The organism is Insolitispirillum peregrinum (genome assembly GCF_900156605.1).
Lineage (GTDB): Bacteria > Pseudomonadota > Alphaproteobacteria > Rhodospirillales > Rhodospirillaceae > Insolitispirillum > Insolitispirillum peregrinum.
The window spans coordinates 194,235-218,586 of sequence record NZ_FTOA01000005.1; the positions used below are offsets into that span (position 1 = coordinate 194,235).

21 protein-coding genes are annotated in these 24,352 nt (G+C 59.3%); 8 read left to right on the forward strand and 13 right to left on the reverse strand.

Annotation, left to right across the window (positions count from 1 at the left end):
• Positions 1 to 4: 4 nt before the first annotated feature.
• From BW995_RS14300 to alkB, 4 genes are all read right to left on the reverse strand, one after another.
• Positions 5 to 493 carry a flagellar biosynthetic protein FliO gene (locus tag BW995_RS14300; RefSeq protein ID WP_076401092.1) on the reverse strand — a complete coding sequence of 163 codons (489 nt, stop codon included), beginning with the start codon at positions 491 to 493 and terminating at the stop codon, positions 5 to 7.
• Positions 493 to 987, reverse strand: coding sequence for a hypothetical protein (locus BW995_RS14305; RefSeq protein WP_076401093.1), 495 nt, complete (start codon positions 985 to 987; stop codon positions 493 to 495). Before BW995_RS14305 ends, BW995_RS14300 begins: the two co-directional genes overlap by 1 nt.
• Positions 984 to 1,298, reverse strand: a complete 315-nt coding sequence (locus tag BW995_RS14310; protein WP_076401312.1) for an EscU/YscU/HrcU family type III secretion system export apparatus switch protein — start codon at positions 1,296 to 1,298, stop codon at positions 984 to 986. The genes BW995_RS14305 and BW995_RS14310 overlap by 4 nt, the downstream gene beginning before the upstream one ends.
• Positions 1,299 to 1,478: 180 nt before the next feature.
• A complete protein-coding gene (gene alkB, locus BW995_RS14315) occupies positions 1,479 to 2,150 on the reverse strand; it encodes a DNA oxidative demethylase AlkB (protein ID WP_076401313.1) in 672 nt (223 codons plus the stop codon).
• A gap of 220 nt (positions 2,151 to 2,370) precedes the next feature.
• On the opposite strand from alkB, the gene flgB reads away from it, so the two are divergent.
• The 4 genes from flgB (at position 2,371) to BW995_RS14335 (ending at position 5,359) form a co-directional block, all read left to right on the forward strand.
• Entirely contained in the window at positions 2,371 to 2,784 is a 414-nt protein-coding gene (gene flgB, locus BW995_RS14320; RefSeq protein ID WP_076401094.1) for a flagellar basal body rod protein FlgB, read from the forward strand.
• Between the two features lie 104 nt (positions 2,785 to 2,888).
• On the forward strand, positions 2,889 to 3,299 hold the full coding sequence (gene flgC / locus BW995_RS14325) for a flagellar basal body rod protein FlgC (protein ID WP_076401095.1): 411 nt from the start codon (positions 2,889 to 2,891) through the stop codon (positions 3,297 to 3,299).
• A 41-nt stretch (positions 3,300 to 3,340) separates the two neighbouring features.
• Complete coding sequence (gene fliE / locus BW995_RS14330) at positions 3,341 to 3,667, forward strand: flagellar hook-basal body complex protein FliE (protein ID WP_076401096.1); 327 nt, start codon at positions 3,341 to 3,343, stop codon at positions 3,665 to 3,667.
• Positions 3,668 to 4,462: 795 nt separating this feature from the next.
• A complete protein-coding gene (locus tag BW995_RS14335) occupies positions 4,463 to 5,359 on the forward strand; it encodes a hypothetical protein (RefSeq protein ID WP_139332933.1) in 897 nt (298 codons plus the stop codon).
• A 150-nt stretch (positions 5,360 to 5,509) separates the two neighbouring features.
• Here the strand turns inward: BW995_RS14335 and fldA are convergent, their stop codons facing one another.
• The 5 genes from fldA to BW995_RS14360 all read right to left on the reverse strand — a co-directional run bounded on the left by fldA (position 5,510) and on the right by BW995_RS14360 (position 13,639).
• On the reverse strand, positions 5,510 to 6,031 hold the full coding sequence (gene fldA, locus BW995_RS14340; protein ID WP_076401098.1) for a flavodoxin FldA: 522 nt from the start codon (positions 6,029 to 6,031) through the stop codon (positions 5,510 to 5,512).
• Positions 6,032 to 6,325: 294 nt separating this feature from the next.
• The gene (locus BW995_RS14345) at positions 6,326 to 8,575 is read right to left on the reverse strand and encodes a L,D-transpeptidase family protein (RefSeq protein ID WP_175617082.1); all 2,250 of its coding nucleotides are present in this window, start codon (positions 8,573 to 8,575) and stop codon (positions 6,326 to 6,328) included.
• Positions 8,576 to 8,871: 296 nt separating this feature from the next.
• Positions 8,872 to 9,387, reverse strand: coding sequence for a response regulator (locus tag BW995_RS14350; RefSeq protein ID WP_076401100.1), 516 nt, complete (start codon positions 9,385 to 9,387; stop codon positions 8,872 to 8,874).
• Positions 9,384 to 10,670: an EAL domain-containing response regulator gene (locus BW995_RS14355; RefSeq protein ID WP_084194862.1), complete on the reverse strand. Its 1,287-nt coding sequence runs from the start codon at positions 10,668 to 10,670 to the stop codon at positions 9,384 to 9,386. The genes BW995_RS14350 and BW995_RS14355 overlap by 4 nt, the downstream gene beginning before the upstream one ends.
• Positions 10,671 to 10,786: 116 nt before the next feature.
• Entirely contained in the window at positions 10,787 to 13,639 is a 2,853-nt protein-coding gene (locus tag BW995_RS14360) for an ATP-binding protein (RefSeq protein ID WP_076401101.1), read from the reverse strand.
• A 368-nt stretch (positions 13,640 to 14,007) separates the two neighbouring features.
• Between BW995_RS14360 and BW995_RS14365 the strand changes: the two genes are divergently transcribed.
• The 3 genes from BW995_RS14365 to BW995_RS14375 all read left to right on the forward strand — a co-directional run bounded on the left by BW995_RS14365 (position 14,008) and on the right by BW995_RS14375 (position 17,866).
• Positions 14,008 to 14,589 carry a hypothetical protein gene (locus BW995_RS14365; RefSeq protein WP_076401102.1) on the forward strand — a complete coding sequence of 194 codons (582 nt, stop codon included), beginning with the start codon at positions 14,008 to 14,010 and terminating at the stop codon, positions 14,587 to 14,589.
• A gap of 308 nt (positions 14,590 to 14,897) precedes the next feature.
• The gene (locus BW995_RS14370) at positions 14,898 to 16,406 is read left to right on the forward strand and encodes an AAA family ATPase (RefSeq protein ID WP_217696099.1); all 1,509 of its coding nucleotides are present in this window, start codon (positions 14,898 to 14,900) and stop codon (positions 16,404 to 16,406) included.
• Positions 16,397 to 17,866 carry a VWA domain-containing protein gene (locus BW995_RS14375; protein ID WP_076401104.1) on the forward strand — a complete coding sequence of 490 codons (1,470 nt, stop codon included), beginning with the start codon at positions 16,397 to 16,399 and terminating at the stop codon, positions 17,864 to 17,866. The genes BW995_RS14370 and BW995_RS14375 overlap by 10 nt, the downstream gene beginning before the upstream one ends.
• Before the next feature lie 52 nt (positions 17,867 to 17,918).
• Here BW995_RS14375 and BW995_RS14380 read toward each other — a convergent pair whose 3' ends face one another.
• Together BW995_RS14380 and fliI are read right to left on the reverse strand one after the other, a co-directional pair.
• Complete coding sequence (locus BW995_RS14380) at positions 17,919 to 18,341, reverse strand: flagellar FliJ family protein (protein WP_076401105.1); 423 nt, start codon at positions 18,339 to 18,341, stop codon at positions 17,919 to 17,921.
• 3 nt (positions 18,342 to 18,344) lie between these two features.
• Positions 18,345 to 19,808: a flagellar protein export ATPase FliI gene (gene fliI / locus BW995_RS14385; RefSeq protein WP_084194864.1), complete on the reverse strand. Its 1,464-nt coding sequence runs from the start codon at positions 19,806 to 19,808 to the stop codon at positions 18,345 to 18,347.
• Positions 19,809 to 20,092: 284 nt separating this feature from the next.
• Here fliI and ctrA point away from each other — a divergent pair, with 284 nt between their 5' ends.
• The gene (ctrA, locus tag BW995_RS14390; protein ID WP_076401106.1) at positions 20,093 to 20,809 is read left to right on the forward strand and encodes a response regulator transcription factor CtrA; all 717 of its coding nucleotides are present in this window, start codon (positions 20,093 to 20,095) and stop codon (positions 20,807 to 20,809) included.
• A gap of 57 nt (positions 20,810 to 20,866) precedes the next feature.
• On the opposite strand, the gene BW995_RS14395 is transcribed toward ctrA, so the two are convergent.
• On the reverse strand, positions 20,867 to 21,655 hold the full coding sequence (locus tag BW995_RS14395; RefSeq protein ID WP_217696100.1) for a helix-turn-helix transcriptional regulator: 789 nt from the start codon (positions 21,653 to 21,655) through the stop codon (positions 20,867 to 20,869).
• Positions 21,656 to 21,684: 29 nt separating this feature from the next.
• A complete protein-coding gene (locus BW995_RS14400) occupies positions 21,685 to 23,691 on the reverse strand; it encodes a diguanylate cyclase (RefSeq protein ID WP_076401108.1) in 2,007 nt (668 codons plus the stop codon).
• Positions 23,692 to 24,352: the final 661 nt, after the last annotated feature.

A 24,352-nucleotide genomic window follows, 5' to 3' on the forward strand; every position in this document is an offset into this window, starting at 1 on the left:
GGTATCAGCGGCTCCCGACCGGGGAACGGGATGAACGGGAGGCGGCAGAGATTCCGCTCATCGAGGGCTCCCGGCGTGAGGGCAGCGGGGGAACGTCAAAGGCTTCGTCCTCGTACAGATCATCATCGGCGGCAAACGGGTCGGCGATCAGTGGGGCAGAGGCCGACAGGGCTGGCTCCGGGGGCTTTGTGGCGGGCTGGGGCTTTTTGTCCCGCTGCGGCTGTTTGGCAACCGGCGGCATGATACCGCTTTCGACCACCAGATCGTTGCTGCCGCCGATCAGCAGCAAGTGTTCCACGCCGTCCCGGCGGACCAGAACCAGTCGCCGCTTGTTGTCAACCATCTGGCTGTCGATCAGGGCCAGCCGTTTCTTTTTCCGTCCATCGCCGATCCCCCACGGACCAAAGCGGCGGAGCAGGAAGGCCACCAGAAAGATCAGGCCGATGACAACGGCCAGCGCCAGCGGCAGGCGCAACAGGGCAAAGGTATCCATCACAGGGTCCAGCTACGGCGGGGCGAGGTGGGAGCGGTATGCGGCTCGGTTGGGTCCGACGCAGGCGGAGCCGCCGACGGGGGATAGGAGGCGGTGCCGTCAACCGGCGGCGGAGCCGCACTGCGCGGCCGGGCTGTCCGGCCCAGACCCGCCTGATACGCTGCACCAACGGTTAACGGGCGCGGGCTGTCATCGGTTAATGGGCGGCGGGCCAGCGCGCCGAACCGCTGGGTCATGTCGGTTTCCAGCGCGTCCAGATCATACAGCACGGCTTCCAGATCGCTGCGAACCTGTCGGCCCAGCGGCGGCGGCAGGCGGGTGGCCATTTGACAGGCCAGACGACAGCGATGTTCCAGATCCGCCAGCGCCACCATTTCGCCTGCTACCATTTTCGACCGGGCCTCTGAAATCATCCGGGCCACGTCGAGAATCGCCGCCCGGGTCTGGGCAACGCTGGGGGCAGGGGGCGGTGAACCGGTGGGGGAGTGATTCATGGGTGATCCTCGCCGGTGCTGGGGGTCAATGTTGCGTTGGCCTTATAAACGTAAGCCAGAATTTCGGCAACGGCACTGAATGCTTCGGGGGGAATGTCGCTTTCGACATCGACCGCCGACAGGATCTGGACCAGATCGGCATCCTGCCGCACCTTGACGCCGTTGGCAAAGGCCAGCGCCAGAATCTGTTCCGCCACCCAGCCCTTGCCACTGGCAACAACCTGCGGAACGGCGTCGTTGGCAGGATCATGGGCCAGGGCGACGGCGATTGTCGATGGCGCCTCTCCCCCGACCGGGGGGACGGCGGTCAGGGAGTCTGTCCTGCTCTCTGGGCCGGCGGCGGGCCGGACAGGGGGGGCAAAGGGGCTTGATGGCACAGCCAGAACTCCAGGGTGATCAGCAGCCAGTCCGTTCTCTTGCCCATCAGTATAGGCTTTCTGGTGGGGGGCAAAAGGTTAATTTTCTGCATTGATTGCGACGCGCGGGGTCGGTCACGGGCGAACGTGGCGAAAGGTCAGGTTATAGCGGCAGGGACCGGTCAGCGGATGAGTGCCATCCGGCAACGGGGCAATGCCGTGAAAAAACAGCCTGCTGGGGCCGCCCCAGACCACCACATCGCCGTGAGTCAGCGGAATCCGGCGGGGACGCTGCGAGCGGGTTGAGCCTCCCCACAGGAACAGGCAGGCCAGCCCAAGGGAAAAGGACACGATCGGAGCCGAAAAGTCACCTTCGTTACGGTCCTGATGCAATCCCATCTCTGCCCGCCGCCCATAGCGGTTGATCAGCGTGCTGTTGGGGACAAAGCCCGCATATCCAGCCCGCCCGGCGGCCTGTGCGGCAAGCTGGCTCCAACTGGCAGGCAGGGCAGGCCACGGGCGTCCGCTGAGCGGGTCGGTGCGCTGGTAGCGGTAGCCGCGCTGGTCACTGACCCAGCCGACCGTGCCGCAACAGCTTAACGAGGCCGACATCAGGCCGCCGCCCGGGGTATACAGCCGACGCAGCGGAGCCTGTGCGGTCAGCGACCGGATGTCGGACAGAAGGTGTTCGGCGTGGCGGGTGATGCCGCCGCGAATCAGCACGGCGCCCTCGTCAATCGCGGTGAGCGGCGCGGTGGCGAGATCACCGTCAGGGGGTGGGAGGTCGCTGAACAGGTCCGGGAGCATCTCTGTCTCGTTTGTCATGGCCCTGTGGGCCGGGTTTCCTTTTCCCGTCGTCTGGCGTATAAGCCATGATCAAGTCTTGGCCCTGCTGCCCCGATTCCGCAAGGGAAGAGGAGACCGCTGCGACTTTACCCTTTCTTAAAGTCCTGGTGGGTACACTCTGGCTTGCGCTGGGAGTGGGTGGGCCTGCGTCGGATGCTCTTTCAGGCCAGAGGTGTGTGTTATGGACTTCAAGAACCTCGCGCTGTTCAAAATGGCGCAGACAAAACTTGACTGGACGGCCCAGCGGCAGACCCTGTTGGCTGAAAACGTCGCCAATGCAGATACCCCGAAGTACAAGGTCAAGGATTTGCGCCGTCCTGACTTCAAGAAAATGGCGACCGACGCTTACAGCAACATTCCCGAGCAGGCGATCACCCAGCCGGGGCATGTGCGCGCCACCCTGACCGACACCGGCCCGTTCCAGGTCGATACGCCGCGCCAGACCTATGAGACCTCGATTGACGGGAACAAGGTGGTGCTGGAAGAGCAGATCGAGCAGGTGTCGCGCAACAAAAGCGAATACAACATGGCGCTCAGCCTGATCCAGAAAAACATGCAGATGCTGAAAACCGCCCTCGGGCGTGGCAGCGCCTGACGGGGTTCTGGTCGTTTGATGGTTTTCTGCTCCCGGCGGGGGGCGACAGGTGCAGCCCGCCCCCGTGAGGGGGCAATACGTGCAGATATGCGGAGTGGTATGGCATGGACGAAATCACAAAGGCATCACGCATTGCGTCTGCGGGTCTGAAGGCCCAGGCCAAGCGTCTGCGTGTGGTGGCCGAAAACATGGCCAATGCTGACTCGCTGGCCAAAAGCCCCGGCGAAGAGCCGTACCGCCGCAAGCTGATCACCTTCAAAAGCGCGGTTGACCGTGAAAGCGGTATGGAAACCGTCAAGGTTGACAAGACCCTGCGCGATACGACAGATTTCGGGCGCAAGTACGATCCCGGCAACCCGATTGCCGATGCGACCGGCTATGTGTTGACGCCAAACGTCAATCCGCTGGTCGAAGTGATGGACATGCGTGAAGCCCAGCGGACCTATGAGGCCAATCTGAACGTGATTTCCATGTCACGCGAAATGACGGCCAAGACGCTGGATTTGCTGAAGTAACCCTGTGGCCCTGCCAGACAGGCAACAAAGGACCCTGAGCGATGGCTATTTCCTCTTTTTCCTCGGCGATCAGCGCCTATCAGAATGCCGCCCGCTCGGTTACCGAGAACAAGGCCGTTGCGGCGGACAGCAGCGAAACCACTTCGACCGGCGAAGACTTTGCCGGGATGGTCAAGGGCAGCCTGCAAGAGGCGGTCAACCTCGGCAAGACCTCTGAAAAGATGAGCATGATGGGGCTGGCGGGCGAAGCCGACCTGAAGGATGTCGTGCTGGCTGTCAACAATGCCGAAAACGCCCTCAGCACCGTGGTGTCGGTGCGTGACAAGGTGGTGAGCGCCTATCAGGAAATCCTGAAGATGCCGATCTGATATCGGCTGCGGCGTTTCTGTGAATGCGTTGTCCCGGACGTGGGGTTCCCGTCCGGGATTTTTTGTGCTTGCGGAAAGGGTGGCGAGCGGGGAAGCCACGGTCCACGATAGCAAGGGAACAAGGACGTGGAGCGCTGCTCCACACCTCGCCGGGGCCTTGAGGCCCCGGACCCCGGTCTTTTGATCTTCAAGGAAAAAATGGGGGGTCGTGGGCATCGCCTCCGAACGGGTATGGGCGGTAGTCCAGTCTCCTGCGCGGACAGTCGTGTACTGTGGGGGCGTGCTTATGGCTCTGATTTTATTTTTCACCAATGATCACTTTAAAGATGTAGCTGCAATCTGTTTTTACTAAAAGTTAATACAACCATGGGATTTTTTCTCGTCTTCAATTCGATCTGAGTGAAAGAATATTCCTCAGTCCTGAAGTATCTCTCAGCGCAAGAATAGTTCTGGGGTGATGTGATCCTGATGAGAGGTTGATCACATGCCTGTTCATACGTATGGATACATCAATATTGATGTCCCCCTGAATGGAGACTTGTCCGTTCTATCCCGCCTTGCGGGTGCATTTGCGGTTCATGAAACGCCCCCACTCTCGATGGCTGTCTCTATCGACGCTGGTGCTCTGTTCGTTTCCGGGGACGTGCTTGAAGCGGCGACTCAAACGAGCGACTTGATTTCAGATTTTACGTGTACTGTTCTAAATAGAGACATTGTAAAAGATGATAATGGAGGATGGCCATGAAGCCAATTTTCAATAATTACCATTTGAATTAAAAATCAACAACAGGTGAGATGATTGCCATGTCGCGGAAAATATTTATCCATATCGGGTCGCCAAAAACGGCAACAACAACACTTCAGTCTGCATTAATACAGAAGGTTCCCGGCTCTCTGGTCCAGAAAGGCGTCGATAAATTTATCAGGGAACGCATACTTTCTCCAAATTTCCATAAGCCGGGCATTCTTGAAAAGACCTGTGATGAATTTTTGGCAATGGCAAGTACCCCGGAAACAGAGCCGCTGTTTGTGTCTGCTGAAGGCTTGATGGGGCCACCTGTTGGGCGGGGAAAGTTTTTTCCGCGCATCTTGTCTCTCCATGCCATGATTCAATATTACACTGGCTTGGGGCATGAGGTTCATATTCTGTTTGTGCCTCGCAAGCCTGCGAAGTTTCTGGAATCCTGGTATGTGCAAATGGTTTCGACCGGGCATTACGCTGGATCTTTTGCGCATTTCGTCGATACAGAATGCAATGAGCCTTTTAGCTGGAGTTGGGTTACCAACATGCTGAGGCAGACTTCGGCATCGGTGACGGTTTTGCCGTATGAAATGCTCTTGCAGAATAAAGAGCTATTCGTTGAGGCGCTGAACGTTTTCTTTCAATACGATGGACTGTTTTCTATCGATAACTTTGGTCTATTTTATAACAAAACAATTAGTGAAGAGAGTATGAAAGCCATGCAAATTATTTCTCAGATAAAAGATAAAGCCTTGGTGAGAAAGCTGGAATTATTTGTGCGCGATGTTGTCGATGGTGACCGTTTAGACCATAATTCGGGGGGCAATTTCAAGCGTCCCTACATCGCTGGCGCGCTCCTTCGCCGTGGTGTAGAGGCTGCTCTTGAACCGGCAGACATTCTTTTTCGGGACACTGATATTCCCGAGGAATACCGGAGTTATTACGCCTAGAGCAAATACAATATATTAGAGTATTGTGCGAAAAGCGGGAACCGGTTTTCGCAAATTAATGGGGTCCGGGGCCTTAAGGCCCCGGCGAGGTGTGGAGCAGCGCTCCACGTCCTTTCTTCCCAACTGTCGCGTACTGTGGCGCCCGCAGCGTTAACTGCCCGTCTGCAGAACAGCCTCCAGCCCGGATTCACTGTGCAGACTTTTCAGCCACTGCGCAATCCGCTGCTCGGTCATGTCGGGTTGATTGTCCTGATCAATCACCGGCCCAACGAACTGGCCATCCCGAAAGGCGCGGGACTCTGCAAATTCGTAGTCGAAGGCATCGGTAAAGCCAATCACCTGCGCCCCTTTTTCGGTGACGATATCGTACAGAACGCCGATGGCATCGGCAAAGCTGTCGGCAAAGCCGACCTGATCACCGGTTCCGAACAGGGCAACGGTCTTGCCGGTCAAATCGGCGCGATACAGGGTATCGAGGCGCTCTTCCCAGTCGCATTGTAATTCGCCGATGCCATAGGTGGGGCTGCCCAACAGCAACAGGTCACAGCTTTCCAGATCTTTGGCTTGAGCCTTGGTGATTTCCAGCGGCATGGCATTCAGGGCTGTGGCAATTCTGGTTGCAATGGCCCGAGTGGTACCGAGGTCCGAGCCGAAGACAACTTTGATGCTCATGGTGACACCTGCAGGATAATGGGTATGAAGACTGGAGCGGAGGTCCGCGCCCTGAACTGTTGTATTCATATCCTAGATTTCCCGGTTGGCGAACAGGCCATAAGTTATACTTATTTTTATTATGGGAATGCAGGGGCGGGGTGATGTAGAGCATTTTCACACTGAGCGAAAACGCTTTGCGCTCACTGCTCCAAATGGACACCCTGCTTTGTATCGTGCCCTTCCCACAAAACACCATGCGGCACCCCTGTTGAGGGATGCCGCATGATGAAGACAGAACCGCGTGTTTTTATCTTATTGGGACAGGATGTTCTTCTCGGCGGGTTTGATGAACGAGAAGAAACCTTCCTTGCTTTCAGGGGTGGCCTGTGTCGGCGCCGTGGCTGTTTCGGGGGAGGTCGAGGCGGCGACCGTTTCGGTGCTTGCGGTAACGGAAGGCACAGCCTCAGCCTCGACCTTGCTCTGCTCGGGGGGCTTTTTCGCGGTGGGAACGGTGTCGTGGGCAGGACGTGCCGGTGCTGCCGCTGCGGCAGGCGGGTTGACTTTGCGTGGCGGCACATCAGGGATCATGGCGACCTTTGCAGGGGCCTGAGCGGGGGCGGCCTTTGGCGGCTCGGCTTTCGGCGGGTCAACCTTCTGGGCCTCTGCCTGGGGGGCAGCGGCTTTTTGCGCATCAGCCTTGGGAGCTCCCGCAGCCGGGAGCGCCGGGGCCGGGGCCTCCTGAGCGGGGGCGGGCGCTACCGCGTTGGTCGGCGGTGCAGTGGTGTCGGTGACCGGTGCCTGCGCAGAGGCTTCGGGGACTGCCGGAAGACCCGCCGGGGCTGCCTCTGCAACCGGGGTCTCTGCAACAGGAGGCTGGCCACTGTGGGCAAGCACCGCCCGTGCCTTCAGAATGCCGCTGTCCAGATCGTCATCCGACGATTTGCCTGCCGGGTGGAACTGGGCAATCAGGGCGGCATCACGGCCATAAACGTCCGAGCCATAGCGGATGGCTCCGTTGCCGGGATCAGCCCACGAGGTCAGATAGGTGATGTGAATGGGCAGTGGATCGGTGACCTTGTGCCGGATCTGCTTGCCGCTGCTGACGGCTTCCTGCACCTTGTCGAGCGGCATCCCCAGCACCACCGATGCCAGTTCCAGCGGCTTGCCGACGCGCATGCAGCCATGGCTGAAGGCGCGGACCCGGCGGTTGAACAGCCCGCGGGACGGAGTGTCATGCAGATAGACATCATAGCTGTTGGGGAACAACAGCTTGACCCGCCCCAGCGAGTTTTTCGGACCGGGTTTCTGGCGGAACCGATAGGGCAGGCGGTCGTTGCGGGCGAGTGATGCCCAGTCAACGCTATCGGGATTGATCACCTGACCGCCGTTTTCCCAGCCTTCATAGACTTCCATGTCTTCTTTGGCCAGATAGCCGTGATCCTTTGCCAGCTTGGGCAGGATTTCCTTCATGGCGATGCTGCGCGGCACTTCCCATGACGGATTGAATTCCACCGAGCGGATGGCGTTGGAGAACGACGGGGTTTGCTGCTGGTCCTTGCCGACGATCACCGGGGTCGACATTTCAACCGCCCCCTTGTTGAACAGCCAGGCTTCGAACCCGGCGATGTTGACCAGCAGGTAGCGGTCGCTCAGGTGATCGGGCAGCCAGCGCAGGCGGTCGAGGTTGGCCTTGAGCTGGTCAACCCGCATCGCGGGCGACATGTTCAGGGCTTCACGGGTGCTTTTACCGATCACGCCATCGGGTTCCAGCCCGTGCTCGTCCTGAAAGACCTTGATGGCAGCGGCCAGCGTTTCATCGTACAGCGTCGAGGCCATGGTGGCGTCGTCAGCATGATAGGCGTTGCTGGCGGCCAGACGGCGGCGGAAGTCCGGGACTTCGGCGGCGTCATCGCCGGGAGTGAGCTTGCCCGAGGTGGGAACCTTGGGCCAGCTTTCGCGGGCGGCCACCTCGCGGCTTTTGGCCAGAGCTGCCAACATGGTGGTGTACAGCGGCGTCTGAGGCACACGATGCAGAATGTTGCTGCCCGGCGAGGCTGCCGAGGCAACCTGATCCAGCAGGGAGGCCAAAGACGGCGGCGCAACCCGTTCGGCATCGCTGGCAGGCGAGGTGAGGGCGCCATAGGACAGGGCGCGGGCCATTGTTGCGGCGGCCCACGACAGGGTCAGCTCATAGGTCGCCGGAGACTCCGTCTGGCTGCCGTGCAGTGCGGGCAGGGTCAAACCGTGGGCTTCGGCCTGCGTCAAGGCGGCGGTCAGATCGGCGATGCGGTCCGCCTGACTGGCCTGACTGGTCATCCAGTACGGTTTCCAGCCACGGGCGGCATAGGCGGCCTGGATTTCGGCAGGCAAGCCGGGCAGGGTGTGGGCTGCCTGTTGCAAGGCGCTGGCCGTCAGGGGAGGAGCCGCCAAGGCAGGCGCCTGCGTATGGGACGCAGACGGTGCTGCCGTACCGTTTCCCTGTTTGGCATCACCTGTATGCGAGGTTGCCCGAGCGGGGGCCACGTCGGCGGCCTGAACTGCCAGAGCCATGACTCCGGCCATGATGTGCATCGATAACGGTTTCATCCAATACGCCCCAAACAGCCCTCTCACCGTGCAGGTGGCATCTTGTGCCCGCCGCAGTGAACAGCTCCCCGATTTCCCTCACCAACGCACACTGTACATTGTACAGTTCGCGCCCAAGGTGGGAGTTTAGACAAAACACAAACTGTTTGCACGGAACTTTCTTTACACGCCTGCGTGATCACCCGTGCCGTTATGGGAAATATCAGGATATTTGTATGTTTCGGTAGGCTGTACGCCTTTCCCTCGACCGTGGGAAGAGACCTGTCGAGATGTCAGTCAAAGACGTGAAACCCGCCACTGAGGCCAAGGTTGGAGCCAGTGTTGCCCTGCGGCGCCTGGGATGACAGATCCCGCGCATGCGGTGGATTGCTGATCTTGACGTAACGGGGGTCCTTGAAGACGGACATCAGCCGGTTTTTCAGTGACTGCAACGAAACGGGCTTGATCAGATAGCCGTTGATGCCTCTGGCGGTTGCTTCCTTGACCGATGCCAGATCGCTTTTGCCGCTGAGGATGATCACCGGGATGTCCCGCAGCGACGGGTTCTGGTGATTGCGCAGCATCTGTACGAACACCAGCCCGTCAATGGGTTGCATGTTCAGGTCGCAAATGATCACGTCGGGGGGGAACAGCTGGGCTTCTTTCAGCGCCGTGGCTCCCTCGTCGGCTTCGCGGATGTTGATGATGCCCAGACTGCGCAGCATCTGCTTGACCATCGTGCGGACAAAGCTCTCGTCATCAATAATCAGCACATGCAGGTCACGGTAGGCGGCGAAATCATCGTTCATGGCGATACCTCCTGTTCGTGTGAAAGGGCCGCAACCCGTCGTGCCCAGTCAAGAGACCAGTTTTCCAGTTCGCCGCCGGGCATCGGCTTGCCGATGAAAAACCCTTGGGCGAGGTCGCATCCCATTGCTTTCAGCATCATCCAGTTATCCCGGTTTTCGATGCCTTCGCCGACCACCGACAGCGACAGTTTGCGCGCCATGGCGATGGTGCTGTCCAGAACGATCCGCACACGGTCGTTTTCCTGCGCACCACGGACAAAGGACATGTCAACCTTGAACTCGGTAAACGGCAGGCGGACCAGTTGCTGGATGGTCGAATAGCCGGTGCCGAAATCGTCAATCGACAGGCGGACCCCTTTCATCGCCAAGCGGCTGATGACATCAAAGGGGGTGGTGATATCGGTCATCAGGCCGCTTTCGGTGACTTCCAGTGTGACCTGCGAGGCGCGCAGGCCGTTCTGCCCGATCAGGTCCAGCACCAGCTCGGGCAGGTCCAGCCGGTCCAGCTCGCCGACCGACAGGTTGACGGCAACCCCGATCGGCAGCCCTTGCCGGGCCCATGTTCCGGCCTGCTCCAGCGCGTGGCGCAGCATGTGTTCGGCAAAGCGGTCGGCAAGCCCCGAGCCTTCGAGCGAATCAAGGAAGGCCCCCGGCGTCAGAACCCCAAGCTGCGGGTGTTGCCAGCGCACCAGCGCCTCGACGCCTTTCAGAGTGCCGTCCTGTAACGATACCTTGGGCTGGAACCACGGAATGATTTCGTTTCTGTCCAGGGCCTGTTCCAGCCGCTGGCGGTCGGCCTGCACCCGCTGGAATGGCCGACGGGTGGTTTGCTCGCTGGCGGTCAGGCGGTTCAGAATGTCCCCGAGGGCGACCATGCCGAGGGGCTTGGACAGCGACCCCAGCAGGCGCATGCCACGGGCTTTGGCCAGCTCGGCAACGGTGCGCAGGATTTGCTGCTCGGCGGCGCTGACCACTACGAATGCCGCACCTTTGGCAATGGTTGCCATGTGGCGCAGGGTTTCGATCCCGTCCATGTCGGGCATGTCGAGGTCGCAGACGATCAGGTCAAAGGGCTGGGTGGCCGAGGCAACCAGGGTCAGCGCTTCCTGCCCGCTGTGCAGAACCTGAACGTGGCCGACCCCCAGCGCAGTGAACATGCGGGTGGTCAGGCCACAAAAGCAGGGGTCATCATCGACAATCAGCACCGCAAGGCTGTCATATGCCCGGTCAGGCTCCGGGCCTGCGGGGGATAGGGGCTGTGGCCGTGAGGTGCTGGTTGGCATGGCAGCGTCTCCCTGAAACGTCGTGCGTGTGGTGCGGGTCAATGGAGGCTAGAGCAGCGTGCGTTAAACCGGACGCAGGCACTAAGCAGTGTAGCGGGTGATACTCTCCTGATCGGTCAGGAAAAATGGTTTCGACGTTTTTCCTGTGGCTTTGCGGGAGGCTCCGACAATGCGTTGATGGCGGACCGGACCCGCGCCAGACTGGGGGCAACCTGTTCCGTCTGGGTGCGGATGGTGGACCACGAGGCGTCGGCCTTCAGGGCGCTTTCCAGCCGCTGGCACAGTGTTCCCAGCTCGATCGCTCCGGCGGTCAGGGCGGCCCCGGCCAGTCGGTGGGCCGTGCGGGCCAGCGCGGTGGAATCCTGCTGTTCCAGATGCAGGTCAATGTCGTGCCGCAGTTGTTCGGCGCTGGACAGAAAGCCGCCCAGCAGGGTCAGAACATCGTCGGTGATGCTGCCGAACAGTTCGTGATACAGGTCGGTCTTGAGGACATCGCCCTGAGAAGCCGGAATGGGCTGTGGAGGGGCCACCGCCGCCGGGGCCTGATCCCGCGGCAGGGTGATGGCAATCGGCTGACCACAGCGGGCGGCCGTTTGACGATAGGGGGACAGAGGCGGTGTGTGTTCGTCGGCGGTGGCTACTGGATGCCAGTGGGCGGGCATGAAGGTCAGCAATGCCTTGCGCAGTTTCTGGCTTTCCACCGGTTTGGCGAGGAAGCCATTCATGCCAACCGCCTGACAGTGGGCCTTTTCTTCTTCGGTGACACCGGCGGACAAGGCGACAATCGGCAGGGCCGCCCCCTCGCTGGTGGAAAAACAGGCTCCGGCCGCTTCTGCGGCGCGCAGGCGGGCGGCCAGTTGAAAGCCATCCAGTTCCGGCATGTGGCCATCGGTGATCAACAGGTCGAACGGTTGATGGCGCAGAACGTCCCACGCTTGCAGGCCATTATCGACCACCACCGGATCAATGCCCATCCGTTGCAGCATTTTGGTGACCACCAACTGGCTGGTCGGAGTGTCTTCGGCCACCAGAACGGCCCCGCCACCAAAGCGCAGGGCGGTATCGTCATACCATGCCGAGGCCCGCGCCGCCCGCTGGTCTTCTTCCAGCAGCGACGGAGGATGCTGGCCGATGGCCACCGCCACCGTCTTGATCAGCAGGCCGGGGCGGGTGGGGCGTGACAGGCCGTAATCGGCTCCGGTCCGGCTGAGGACCGTTGTGATCGGTCCCCGGTCGCGTCGGGCCATCAGCAGGACGGGCAGGGCACCCAAAGCCGGGTCGCGCAGCGATGCCTGTCCGGAGTAGGCCCCGTGGCTGGCGGCACAGCCGTCTTCGACCACCATCAGGGCATAGGGATCATCATCGGTCTGCCGGGCCAGCGCAATGGCGTCGCTGACACTGTCAACGGTGTCAACCCGTGCTCCGGCCCCGGCCAGTCCGCGTTCCATGGCATCGCGGAAGATCGGATTGGCGGCAACCAGCAGCAGGCGGACCGGCGACAGGCGCAGCCGTGGCTGTGGCGGCGTGATCACTGGCAGGGGCAGTTCAAACCAGAAGGTTGACCCCTGTCCCGGCATGGCGTTGACCCCGATCTCTCCGGCCATCATTTCGACCAGCCGGCGCGAGATGGCCAACCCCAGCCCGGTTCCGCCAAAGCGGCGGGTGGTTCCGGCTTCGGCCTGTTCAAAGGGACGAAACAGGCGGCTGACCTGATCGTGGTCAAGGCCGATGCCGGTATCGGTGACTTCAAAGCGGACCCGGCACAGGTGGTCGCTATCCCCGGGATCGGCAGACTGGCCATGCTCCTGCCTGACCGGACGCACCCGGACCGAAACCTGCCCCTGATGGGTAAACTTGATCGCGTTGCCCACCAGATTGATCAAAATCTGCCGCAGGCGGGCACTGTCGATCTGCACCTCGTGCGGCAGGGCATTATCGACAAAGGTCACCAGTTCCAGATCTTTGCCCCACGCGCGGGATGACAACAGCTCGGCGACGGAAAACACCACCTCGTCCAGACTGGTGGGGGCTTCGTCAAACAGCAGCTTGCCCGCGTCGATTTTCGAAAAATCGAGAATGTCATCAATGATGGTCAGCAGATAGTGGGCGGAATCTTCGCAAATGCGCAGCAGACCGCTTTGCTCGCTGGACAGGCCGGTTGCCTCCAGCAATTCGAGGGTTCCCAGCACGCCGTTCATCGGGGTGCGGATTTCATGGCTCATGGTGGCGAGAAACGAGGTCTTGGCGGCGGCCTGTTGCTCGGCCCGTTCCTTTTCCTGTGCCAGCCGGTCGGCCCGGATCTGTTCACTGCGGTCGCGCAAAATAACCGAGACCACCTGTTGCTCGCCATCCCACGCCTCAAAGACACTGGCCTCCAGCGGAATGACGCTGCCATCCGGGCGCCGCCCGTTCAACAGACACATGCCGGACGGGCTGCCGAGGATGGCGGGCAGGTCGTCAAACGGCAACCAGCGCAGGGCGTCCTGTCCATGATAGCTGCCGTTCGGCCCCAGTCCGAGCAGGCGCTGGGCAACCGGATTGGCAGACAGGATCCGCCCGATGGCGTCCAGCGTCAGGATGCCATCGGGAATGCGCTGTAAAAACGCCTGCGACCGCCGGTGATCGGTGTACAGCGCGGCCAGCTGGCCCGCTGTTCCGATTGCGGCCTGGATGCTGGGGATCCAGCTTTCCGGCGCGCTGGCCAGAGGGACATGAACGACCTGCGGGATGGTGCCCCGCAGGGCTGTCAGGGCGTCGGCGGTCAGGGAGGGAGGAACCTGTGCCCCGGTACACAACAACGCCACAGTACAGCCCTGCAAGGGGTGCTGGCGGGTGCAGGCCCGCAGACCAGGCAGGTCCGAGGCCGGGAACAGGGGATGTGTCGGCACGCCTTCTGACAGCCTGACGCGCAGGCGGTCCAGAACGTCCTGATCCTGATCAAGACAAACAAGAGGATACGGGACCGGCATGGTGTGCCCCTTATGGTCAGGAGTGGCAGAGCACCTTTCATCAGGGGTAACAACCTTTGCGGTGGTCGGCAATGCCTTTAGGGAAAATGTGGCTTTCGGGCATTGTTTGTCTTTGGCTGGCTGCGCCATGCCAACATTTCGTCAACGGTTGTTGAAGATTGCAATTTTCTGCAGCGCGCAAAGGGCAATTTGCAGAATGCAAGGCGTTCCGCAAATTGCCGGTTGATAATCCTTATGAATTATGTGGGATAACGCGATTTTTCAATATGTTAGACGATCGCCAAGCATTTGGCCCGCTCTTTGCTTACTCCCTTGGTATCAAGATCCCGGCTCTGTGCCAGCCAGTCCTTATGCCATCGAGGGTTGCCATGTCCTTCCAGTCTCTGCCCCCACACGCTGATCCGGTTCCGTCGTCCTGCTCGCTGGCGGTTCATACCCTGCCGGCCATGCTGCAAAATGTCGCCGCCCTGACCTCCGGGCGGGTTACCCTCAGCCAGGGCCGTGTTGACGGCTGGCCGTCCAATGATGTGCCGCTGGTGGTGATGTACTCGCCGAACCTGCAGAACCTGACCCACATGCGCCGTCAGACGCAGGCGATCGGCATCCGCTTTCTGGGCTATGATCGCGTGAACACCCTGATGGATGCCCTGTCGGTGCTGGTGCCGGTGGTGGTGATCATCGACGAAGCCGACAGCGAGCAGGCCTGCCGGATCGGGCGGCAGGTGCTGGCCGATGACTTCACCATCAACATGGTGCGTCTGGTTGACGATGCCGAGGCTCAGGCCGAGGTGGAAGAACAGCCGATGGTGACCGCCGTCAACAGTGGGGCGACCAACCACGATGGCCCGTTCCTCGGCAAGCTGAATCGCGGAATGTCCTCGTCCCGTCTGGCGATGGCTCTGGGGCGTCTGGGCGTCCTGCCGCGTCGCCTGACGGTGGTGAAGGCGTAAAGCGCCTTCTCCTGCGCCTGTCCGGGCGCAGGATGGCGGGCGGCACCCCGCTCCGGGATGGCACCGGGATTTGATTGAATAAAAAGTGTCTAATGAAAAAGGCCATCCTCTGATCCGTACAGGACAGAGGATGGCCTTTTTCATGGGGTATGGGGGTGCGGGATGTCACCACTGAATGTATAGTATATATACTTGCACGCCTTGATGGATGCACGTATCGTCCCCTGCGGTTAAAGCCAATTCAACCATAGTTTGTCGATTTGGGAAGCATCATGTGCGCTAAAAGTGTGCCGGAATTAAGAGGTCGCGTGAGCGACCTGATCAAAGCCATCAGCGAGGGAATGCATGAGCGAGAAGAGGTAATCTCCGTTTCTCTCCTCGCCGCCCTGTGTGGTCAGAATACATTCCTGTATGGGCCGCCAGGCACAGCCAAAAGTTTGATTTCCCGCAGAATTTCGTGTGCTTTCCACCAGCCGGCGTACTTTGAGTGTTTAATGAACCGCTTCAGCACTCCAGAAGAAGTGTTTGGTCCGGTCTCCATCAAAGCCTTGAAGGAGGATTGCTATACCCGACAAACCGCCTCCTATCTTCCCAAGGCGGAGTTCGCGTTTCTCGATGAAATCTGGAAATCCAGCCCGGCCATTCTGAATACTCTGCTGACGCTTATCAATGAGCGAACATTCAAGAACGGCGAAATCATCGAGACGGCGCCCCTTAAAGCCCTGATTGCCGCATCGAACGAAATACCGGACGTGAACCAGGGATTGGAGGCGTTATATGATCGCTTTATCGTCCGTTTATGGGTTCCGCCGATTGTCCAGCAGCAAAATTTTGAGCATCTTTTGCAGGTCAGACCCAGTTCGGCAGTCGCCGATGTGCCACAGGAATTGCGCATCACTTCCGACGAATGGGCTGCATGGCAGAGCGAAATTCATTCCGTGACCCTGTCATCCGAAACTCTGACCATCATTCATCTTGTTCGCCACAAGCTGGCGGCGCAGCAGGATGGGGGGCAGCCGGTCTATGTTTCGGATCGGCGGTGGCAGCGTGCAGCGATGCTTATGAAAGCTGCGGCATTCTTTAACGGTCGTTCCTCGACGAACCATAGTGATGCTTTGCTGCTCCAGCACTGCCTATGGACAGACGAAGAGAATCGCCCCGATATTCTCCAGTTTGTTGCGGATGCTGTACAGGAAGCGGGACTTGATAGCGGATTGAGTCTGGCTGAAATCGATAGAAAAAAAGAAGACCTTGATCGTGAGATTCATCGAGAATTATATTATTCTGAGGATTTTTATGAAACAGAATGCGTTTCTGGGAAGGATTTCTTTAAATTTGAGTGTAAATTCAATTATTTTCGCTTGAATGAAATAGCATCGAGATCCGGTGGATACATAATGATACCGCTTGAAAAAATGAAGACAAGGGATAGATTCTATCCAACCAATATATCGGGCAATAAGATTGATTTCATCCAATGCCAGTTCGATGGTCAAGGGAACTGCCGCATAAGCTGTAATAGTGGCGAGCATGCCACCTTTACGCCGGAAGTTCTTTTCAAGAAAGGCGATAAAAAAAGCGGTGTAGACGAAAGGCTTGTGTCTGCCCTCCAAGAATCCCTTTCCGGCATAAAAGGCGACATTAGCCAGATGCTCGCGACCGCCAAAAAGATGTTCTCAGATATTGAGGCCTCTCACTCATCAATTTTCGTTCCCGTCGAGAAAACGAATCTGGCGTTTTCCGGTATCGCAGTGCAAATTGAGCAACTGAAGCAAAGCCTCGTGTATTGCGAACGGCTCGAAAAGAGATGTCGATAAATCTGATTCGTGTTACGGCTGAGAAAATCAGCAGCGAGCTTCAGTCTTCCTTTCATGTGATGGACGGCTCCGCTAGCGTCTGGAACCATGTGGCGGAGCAAATCCGGCAATGGGAGGCAACGGCTCATGCCACTTTGGCTACCGAGTTTCCCTTCCTTGCACATGAAGGGAACCTGGTATCATGGGAGCGTGACCCGCCAGCCTCGCTCCGTCACCAGAACCACACGAGTGATGCGATTGATGAGTATGTATCTTTCTGCAACGCGATCGGCCATCCCGTAAGCAAGAGCTTTTGGGAGGAGTGGTTCATCGACGATTCCCGAAAGCACACTGACGACAGGTCTATCGCAACGCGCTTGCTCCTTTCTGGCTGGCGAAAGAAAATGGATCAGGCGCGTGCGGAGTGGGAGCTTGAGCGGATCGAGGTTTCGCGGGCAGCATTCAAGGCGAAGCTGGATGGTTTCCTGCGCATGCTCCAGCAATTGCACGAACAGCTTGAGGCGTTAGGGCTGGAGACTGGCATTCTGCTCGATCTCTCACGGGGAAACTTGACAGCACAAGACATCGAGCAGTTCAAACGCTGGGCCAAGTACCTTGCAGAAGATCAGGGTGTCCGGGCACTTTGCGATCTGTTGGGGAAAATCCGGCAAATAGAATTTTCAGAGAGAATCGAGCGGGTGAAATCAGTCGCCCCCTCAAAAATTCGCCTGCCCGACATCAATTCGCGGGAAGAGATTGTCGGGGTCCGTCTCGGACGGGATATTGAACATGTTCTGCCCGCAGAACTGGCCCTGCTTGCGGACCCCGATACGGCGATTCTGTTCGACCTGAAATATGTCGAGGCTCGCCTTATGTGTTTCGATATGCAGGGCATCCAGAATATCCATCGGCACGTCGAAACTGAAGAAGAGCAGAGCGTCAAGGACGCCGAGAAGCAGGGGCCGATGGTGATCTGTATCGACACCAGCGGTTCGATGAATGGCATGCCCGAGACCATTGCCAAGGCTGTTGCTCTTTTTCTGGCGACGAAAGCAAGAGAGCAGAAGCGTCCATGCTATCTGATCAATTTCTCCACAGGAATCCATACTCTGGATCTGGGGGGCGATTTTGGGATGGACGGATTGATACGTTTCTTGCAGATGTCTTTTCATGGGGGGACCGACGTCGCACCAGCGCTCGATCATGCTCTGGACACCATGAAACGCGATGCTTACAGGAATGCCGATTTGCTTATCGTGTCGGACTTTATCATGTCCGGACTACCCGAAAGTATCCTTGCGCGGATTAAAGGCCAAAGGCTGAATGGATCAAGATTCCATTCGCTGGTTGTGGGGGGCTGCTACATGACCCAACACCTAAAGAGTCTTTTTGACAATGAATGGGTCTATAATCCAAGAAATAGCAGCATTCACGAACTGGTCAGCTTTGAGCAACGGCTTCATGGTGCATCAACACCATAACTTTTTCCTTTGACCTGTTCCGGGAAAGGAATTGCCAGAAGCCACCCCACCGTTACCGCTCGCGGCGGCGGTGGATGGTCAGGGCGATTTCGTCGAGGGTCTTTTGCGCCTTGGCGTCGCGTTCTTTTTTGTCGCGCTCTTCCCGCTGTTCCTGCGCGATTTCAAAGGTCTTGAACTCCTTGAAACTCTGCGCCAGTTCGTCGCGGGCGGCCTCGATTTCGCGGCGGGTGTCATTCAGCCACAGGGTGACCTGCTCGCGGCGGGCCTTGGCGGCGATGGCATAGCTGGCAAAGGTCATTCCGCCTTCGATGGCATTGGCGGCAGCGGCCCGTTGTTCGGCCAGCATTTCCTGATCGAACTTTTCCAGCGCATCCATCAGGCCCTGTTCCTTGCGCAACAGGTCGCCCAGCGCCCGGCGCTTTTCATCAAGCTCCCATTTGCGAAAGCGGATAACGCCTTTCAGATCGCGTGCCATCGGTTACTTCTTTGCTCCCTTGGCGGCGGGACGGACCGGGGCGGCGGGCTTGGCCGGGCCGCGCACGGCAGGCTTGACGGCAGGGCGAGGCGGAGCCGCCGGAGGAGCCACCCCCGGAGTGCCGGGGCGGGGAATGCCGCCGTCAAAGTGAATGGCCTCGGCCAACAGGGCATAGCTGGTGTCGAGGTCGGTTGGTTCGGTTTTGCCTTGCGTCAGGAAGGCTTCGATGCGGGGATACAGCTCGATCGCCTGATCGACCTCGGCGTTCGACCCGGCCTTGTAGGCCCCCAGACGGATCAGTTCGCTCATGTCTTCATAGGTGGAGATGATCCGGCGGGCGGTGCGGATCAGGGCATTCTGTTCCGGCGTGTTGCAGCCGGGCATGGTACGCGACACCGAGCGCAGAATGTTGATCGCCGGATAGCGGCCCCGTTCGCCGATGGTGCGGTCCAGCACGATATGGCCGTCGAGAATACCGCGCACGGCGTCAGAGATCGGCTCGTTGTGGTCGTCGCCTTCGACCAGCACGGTGAACAGGCCGGTGATGTTGCCCTTGCCGACCGGGCCGGGACCAGCGCGTTCCAGCAGTTTCGGCAGTTCGGCGAACACCGTCGGGGTATAGCCCTTGCTGGCCGGCGGTTCCCCGGCGGACAGGCTGATTTCGCGCTGTGCCATGGCAAAGCGGGTGACAGAGTCCATCAGGCACAGCACGTTGGCGCCCCGGTCGCGGAAAAATTCCGAGACCGCCATGGTCATGTAGGCCGCCTGTCGGCGGACCAGTGGCGCTTCGTCCGAGGTGGCAACGATCACGATCGACCGCTTCATGCCTTCCTCGCCCAGATCGTCTTCGATGAATTCGCGGGCTTCGCGGCCACGTTCCCCGATCAGGCCAAGGATGATGATGTCGGCGGATGAATAGCGCGCCATCATTGACATCACCGACGACTTCCCGACGCCTGACCCGGCGAAAATCCCCATACGCTGGCCCTGACAGCAGGTGGTAAAGGAGTTCATCGCCCGAATGCCGAGGTCAAGCTTGCCCGCCACGCGCTGGCGGGCATGGGCCGAGGGCGGGGCGGCCTGAATCGGAAAGGCATCGGGGCCTTGCAGCAACGGTCCCAGCCCGTCCACCGGTTCGCCCATGGCGTTGATCACCCGCCCCAGCCAGGACGGGTGCGGATAAATTGACGGAGTCGCCCGCTCAAGCTCTGCCAGACAGCCGAGGCCGATGCCGTCAAGGGTACCGAACGGCATCACCAGTGCCCGGCCACCGCGAAAGCCGACCACCTCGCAGGGAACCCGGCGCTCGCCACGGGCGACCACATTCACCCGGTCACCCACTGACAGCGTTGTCTGAATCCCGCCAATTTCAATCAGCAGGCCCTGCACGCCAACCACTCGCCCGAAAATGCGGTGGTCGGGAATGCGCTGAACTTCGGTCAGAAAGTTGCGAATGAAGCTGGTCACAGTCGTCTCTGGTCACAAGACAGCCACCTGAGGAACGGAGGCAACGCTGTATTATGGCTGGTGCCCCCTTGATCGCAAAGGCCAGAGATGACCATCTGGTGTCAAAAGAGGCACGACCCTTGCGCGCCAACGGTAATGCTTCTATCGTTAAACTCATGTTAACTCTTGCCTTGAATGGGAAGATCATTACCATCCCGCCGGTATGAGACCGAACGAGGGGGGTGGGGATGACTCTTCGGTTGTGATCGCAACAACCCTGGGGAATGAGACGGGGAAGGCTTCGCATGAGAGTTCTAGTAGTCGAAGATGATCCAGCGACCCGTCAGAGCATCGAGCTGATGCTCCGTAAGGAGCAATGGGTGGTGGATTCAACCAATCTGGGCGAAGACGGCCTCGAGATTGGCAAGCTCTATGATTATGACATCATCATCCTGGATCTGGGATTGCCGGACATGGACGGCATGGATGTCATTCGCGCCCTGCGGGCGGCACGGGTGGAAACGCCGGTGTTGATCCTGTCCGGCCTGAACGAGCCCGAGCGCAAGGTGCGCGGGCTGGGGGTCGGGGCCGATGATTACCTGACCAAGCCGTTTGACCGCGCCGAGCTGGTCGCCCGCCTGCAGGCGATCGTCCGCCGATCCAAGGGCCATGCCCAGCCGGTGGTGCACGTCGGCCAGCTGGAGGTCAATCTGGAGGCCCGAACGGCCCAGATGGGTGGCCAGCCGCTGCATCTGACCGGCAAGGAATACGGCATTCTGGAATTGCTGGCGATGCGCAAGGGAACGACGCTGACCAAGGAACAGTTCCTGAACCATCTGTACGGCGGTATCGATGAACCAGAGCTGAAGATCATCGACGTGTTCATCTGCAAGCTGCGCAAGAAGCTGACGCAGGCCGCCAGCGGGGAAAACTATATCGAAACCGTCTGGGGGCGTGGCTATGTCCTGCGCGACCCGGAAGGTCAGGATCAATTGGCATCCCGCGCTGCGGCCAATACCTGAGGGCCAAATGCTTGAGGGCCAGATGCCTGAAGGTCGGGGTCCCCGGGGGCGGGGGCCTTATCCGGCAGGCAGCAGGCAGACCAGTTTGCAGTCCGGGGCCTCGGCCACCAGCAAGGTGGTCTGACGGTACCGTTGATCGTGGTGGCCCGGGTGTAGAAAACGCCGTTCGCCACCCTCACGGTTCAGCACGCTCTGACTGTGCCAAAAGGTGGAAAATTCTACCGAACAGCCTTCCAGATCGGTAATCAGCGTCAAGAGCTGTGGGTCGCGGGGCCGCCGGTTGACGTCGGCACGGAACTCGGCGACCAGTCGGCGCGCCCGTTCAGACCAGTCACTCCCCAGCAGGATGCGTGCTGCCGGTTGGCAGAACACGAAGCGCAACAGGTTGCGTTCCTGACTGCCGTCATCCAGCCATCCGCTGAAGACCGCGGCGGCCTGACGGTTCCAGGCGCGGGCGGTCCATTCTCCATCCAGGACATAGGCCGGAACGGCGATGGTTTCCGGCAGCGCCAGCAGAGAGGCGGGAAGGGGCGAGGCTTCCTGATCGGGCAAGGCCGGATCGCGGCGGCGGGCCAGATCGAACAGGGACGCCCGCTCGGCCGGTGTCAGGTCGAGGGCCGAAGCCAGACGGGCCAGGGTATGGGCCGATGCCTGTACGTCACGCCCCTGTTCCAGCCAGGTCAACCAGGTCGTGCTGACGCCCGCGGTGGCGGCCAGTTCTTCGCGGCGCAGGCCGGGGGTGCGGCGGCGACGTTCTCCGATAGCGGGGGGCGGGGCAGCGTGCTGTTCGCGGTGGGCCCGCAGAAAGTCTCCCAGCATGCGATAAGGGCGTGGCGGTGTCGTCAATGGATGGCAATCCGGGCAGTCAGGGGGGCTCAGGCATGGCAGACGCAATTCCTGCCACTGCTTTTGGCATGGTACAGGGCATGGTCGGCGCGTGCATAGAGATTGTTGCCGGTTTCGCAGGGGCTGTGCTGGGCAACGCCAAAGCTGGCACTGATGTGCAGGGTTTCGCCGGTCTCCAGCAGGATCGGGGTGGCGATGATGCCTTGCCGCAACCGCTCGGCCAGCTCATTGGCGTCCTTGAGAGGGGTGTTCTCCAGCAGAATGGCAAACTCCTCTCCCCCAAGGCGGGCGACCATGTCCACCGAGCGGACGGCGTTCTGGAGCTGTCGGGCGATGGCACACAGCACGACATCGCCCGCCGGGTGGCCCCAATGGTCGTTTACCTGCTTGAAATGATCCAGATCCAGTAAAATCAGGGTAACCGGCTGCCCGGAACGGACGCTGCAATTGATTTCGCGCTCAAGGGCCTCGGCGAAGGCGCGACGGTTGGCGGCGCTGGTCAAGGGGTCGGTGGTGGCCAGCTTTTCCAGTTCCAGTCGCAATGCGTGGCGTTCTGAAATGTCGCGGGTGATGCCATGCATGCCCTGCAAGGTGCCGTTGGCGTCAAAGGTGAGGCGGGCTGAAACCTCGGTCTGGACGGTGGCGCCATACAGGGTGTGGGCTTCCAGTTCCAGCCAGACATCTTCGGTGGTGGGGGCACCGGTTTTCTGTACCGTGGTCTGGGCCTGCATCCGGGCGCGGGCGATGGCCTGTTCCGCCCGGCTGCGCGACGATGGAGGCAGGTTGCCGAAAACGGAGTGTCCGAGCAGGGCATGGGCCTGACGTCCGGTCAGTTTTTCGACCGACGGGCTGCAATAGGTATAGACCAGTGAGGCATCGGCGGACCACACCACGTCAATCATCGTATCGGTCAGCAAACGCAGACGCTGTTCCCGCTCGCGGATCTGGCGGGCAAGAGAGGTGGTGCGCATCAGCAATACCACCAGCAGCAGAATGACGGCGGCGGCGGAAAGGGCGGTCCAGTTGACCCATGCCGGTAACGGGGTGTTGCGGCTGGGGGTATAGAGAAAGGCGGATAGATCGACATCCTGATCGGCCGGGATCAGTCCCAGGGAACGATAGCTGTTCAGGATGTGCTGCCAGCGTCCGGGGTTGTTGTGCCCGATTTCGATGATCTCGGGCATGATCAGTCGGCGCAGCTGCTCGGCCTCGTAACGCAAATGATCGCGGTTCTTGATGCTGGGGTAATGGGCCTCGATCAGGTCAATGGCGGCATCCGGGTTGTCCAGTGCATCACGCCATCCTTTCAGCGAGGCCTCGATGAAGGCCTTGACCCGCTGGGGGTGCTGGCTGATCTGCTGTTCGGTGGTGAACAGGGTGTCACCATAAAAATCGATCCCTCCGCTGCGGGGCGTGAGCAGGGTAAAGGGGATACCCAGTTTCCGCAGATCGTAAGGCTCGTCGGAAACATAGGCGGTCATGGCGGCGACCTCCCCGGACAGCAGCGGTGCCACCGTAAAGGCGTGCGGGACCCGGTTGATGCGGTTCAGGGGAATGCCCTCGTTGACCATATAGGCCCACAGCTCGGCGGCCTGCTCTTCGGCCATCAGTGTCTTGCCGACCAGAGAGTCAAGGGTATCGAGGTTGCGCCCGCTGAGGGTCAGCAGGACAAAGGGAGAGTGCTGGAAAATGGGAGCCAGCGCCACCACCGGAGCGCCTTTGGCGCGCATCAGCAGCAATTCGGATGTCCCGATGCCAAAATCTGCCGTGCCGTCAATCACCGCCTGAGCCGGATCAGAGCCGGGTGTGGCCGGGATAATTTTTACATCCAGCCCGGCACTCTGGTAATAGCCCTTGGCAACCGCCATGTAATAACCGGCAAACTGAAACTGGTGCTGCCATTTCAGCTGCAACACCACCGGTTCCAGCAAGGGAGAGGTCTGGGGAGGCGCCGTCTGGGCATGCGAAGGAGAGATGATCCCCCACAGGATGGTCAGGGCAAGGAGGAGCGGGAGCAGCAAGCGATAGCGTGTCACAGGGCTCTCCTTGCACAAAGGGGGCAGGGGCGGATGTCTTGTTCAGTGTATTAGCATAAAAATGATTACAGGCGGAAATACTCTGTCTTCCGGTATGGGAAATCGTGTCTGAAATGATCTTTACAGCCCGCTCCCCCTAAAGTGGACTGTCGGGAATTTTCAACAAGGCCGCTTGAAGGGGTCTGATTTTACATCGGCATGTGCCGGATTGATCAGGTTATGCGGGATTGAGGCGGATGCTGGTGGGGTATGGCAACCGGGTGTCTGGTTATACATCTGAAATACAACAATTTTATTGAAAATACGATGCAAATGGGGGGCGGTTTTTACAGGTGAAATAGTTTAGTTGCGTGGATGGGCTCTTATAATTTGATCACTTTATTGGCTGTTTTGAAGGTTTAGGAGCTTTACAATATCTATTTGATATATAATGATTATTCATCTTCATTTCGCTGTATGAATCGGCGTACGAATCGCATTTTAAACGCGGTGTCATGAAATTTTAAACTCATATTGTGATCATATTTCTGAAAAATCGAGGGGAAGCCTGACTATTTGCTGTGCGCTGATCTGCTGTTTCGGTGCTCATGTGACCGAAAATGTGGCGAAATTTTCACCACGAACGCTATGTTGCAGGTGCGAGCACGAAAAATATGCAAGT

Bases quoted from the DNA above. Each gene is read 5' to 3' on its own strand.
- BW995_RS14335 (WP_139332933.1), top strand. From the start codon at position 4,463: ATGATTGCCATGTCGCGGAAAATATTTATCCATATCGGGTCGCCAAAA.
- alkB (WP_076401313.1), bottom strand. From the start codon at position 2,150: ATGCTCCCGGACCTGTTCAGCGACCTCCCACCCCCTGACGGTGATCTC.
- BW995_RS14355 (WP_084194862.1), bottom strand. From the start codon at position 10,670: ATGCCAACCAGCACCTCACGGCCACAGCCCCTATCCCCCGCAGGCCCG.
- flgC (WP_076401095.1), top strand. From the start codon at position 2,889: ATGGACGAAATCACAAAGGCATCACGCATTGCGTCTGCGGGTCTGAAG.
- ctrA (WP_076401106.1), top strand. From the start codon at position 20,093: ATGAGAGTTCTAGTAGTCGAAGATGATCCAGCGACCCGTCAGAGCATC.
- fliE (WP_076401096.1), top strand. From the start codon at position 3,341: ATGGCTATTTCCTCTTTTTCCTCGGCGATCAGCGCCTATCAGAATGCC.
- BW995_RS14380 (WP_076401105.1), bottom strand. From the start codon at position 18,341: ATGGCACGCGATCTGAAAGGCGTTATCCGCTTTCGCAAATGGGAGCTT.
- BW995_RS14365 (WP_076401102.1), top strand. From the start codon at position 14,008: ATGTCCTTCCAGTCTCTGCCCCCACACGCTGATCCGGTTCCGTCGTCC.
- flgB (WP_076401094.1), top strand. From the start codon at position 2,371: ATGGACTTCAAGAACCTCGCGCTGTTCAAAATGGCGCAGACAAAACTT.
- fldA (WP_076401098.1), bottom strand. From the start codon at position 6,031: ATGAGCATCAAAGTTGTCTTCGGCTCGGACCTCGGTACCACTCGGGCC.
- BW995_RS14375 (WP_076401104.1), top strand. From the start codon at position 16,397: ATGTCGATAAATCTGATTCGTGTTACGGCTGAGAAAATCAGCAGCGAG.
- BW995_RS14305 (WP_076401093.1), bottom strand. From the start codon at position 987: ATGAATCACTCCCCCACCGGTTCACCGCCCCCTGCCCCCAGCGTTGCC.
- BW995_RS14300 (WP_076401092.1), bottom strand. From the start codon at position 493: ATGGATACCTTTGCCCTGTTGCGCCTGCCGCTGGCGCTGGCCGTTGTC.
- BW995_RS14360 (WP_076401101.1), bottom strand. From the start codon at position 13,639: ATGCCGGTCCCGTATCCTCTTGTTTGTCTTGATCAGGATCAGGACGTT.
- BW995_RS14350 (WP_076401100.1), bottom strand. From the start codon at position 9,387: ATGAACGATGATTTCGCCGCCTACCGTGACCTGCATGTGCTGATTATT.
- BW995_RS14345 (WP_175617082.1), bottom strand. From the start codon at position 8,575: ATGGCCGGAGTCATGGCTCTGGCAGTTCAGGCCGCCGACGTGGCCCCC.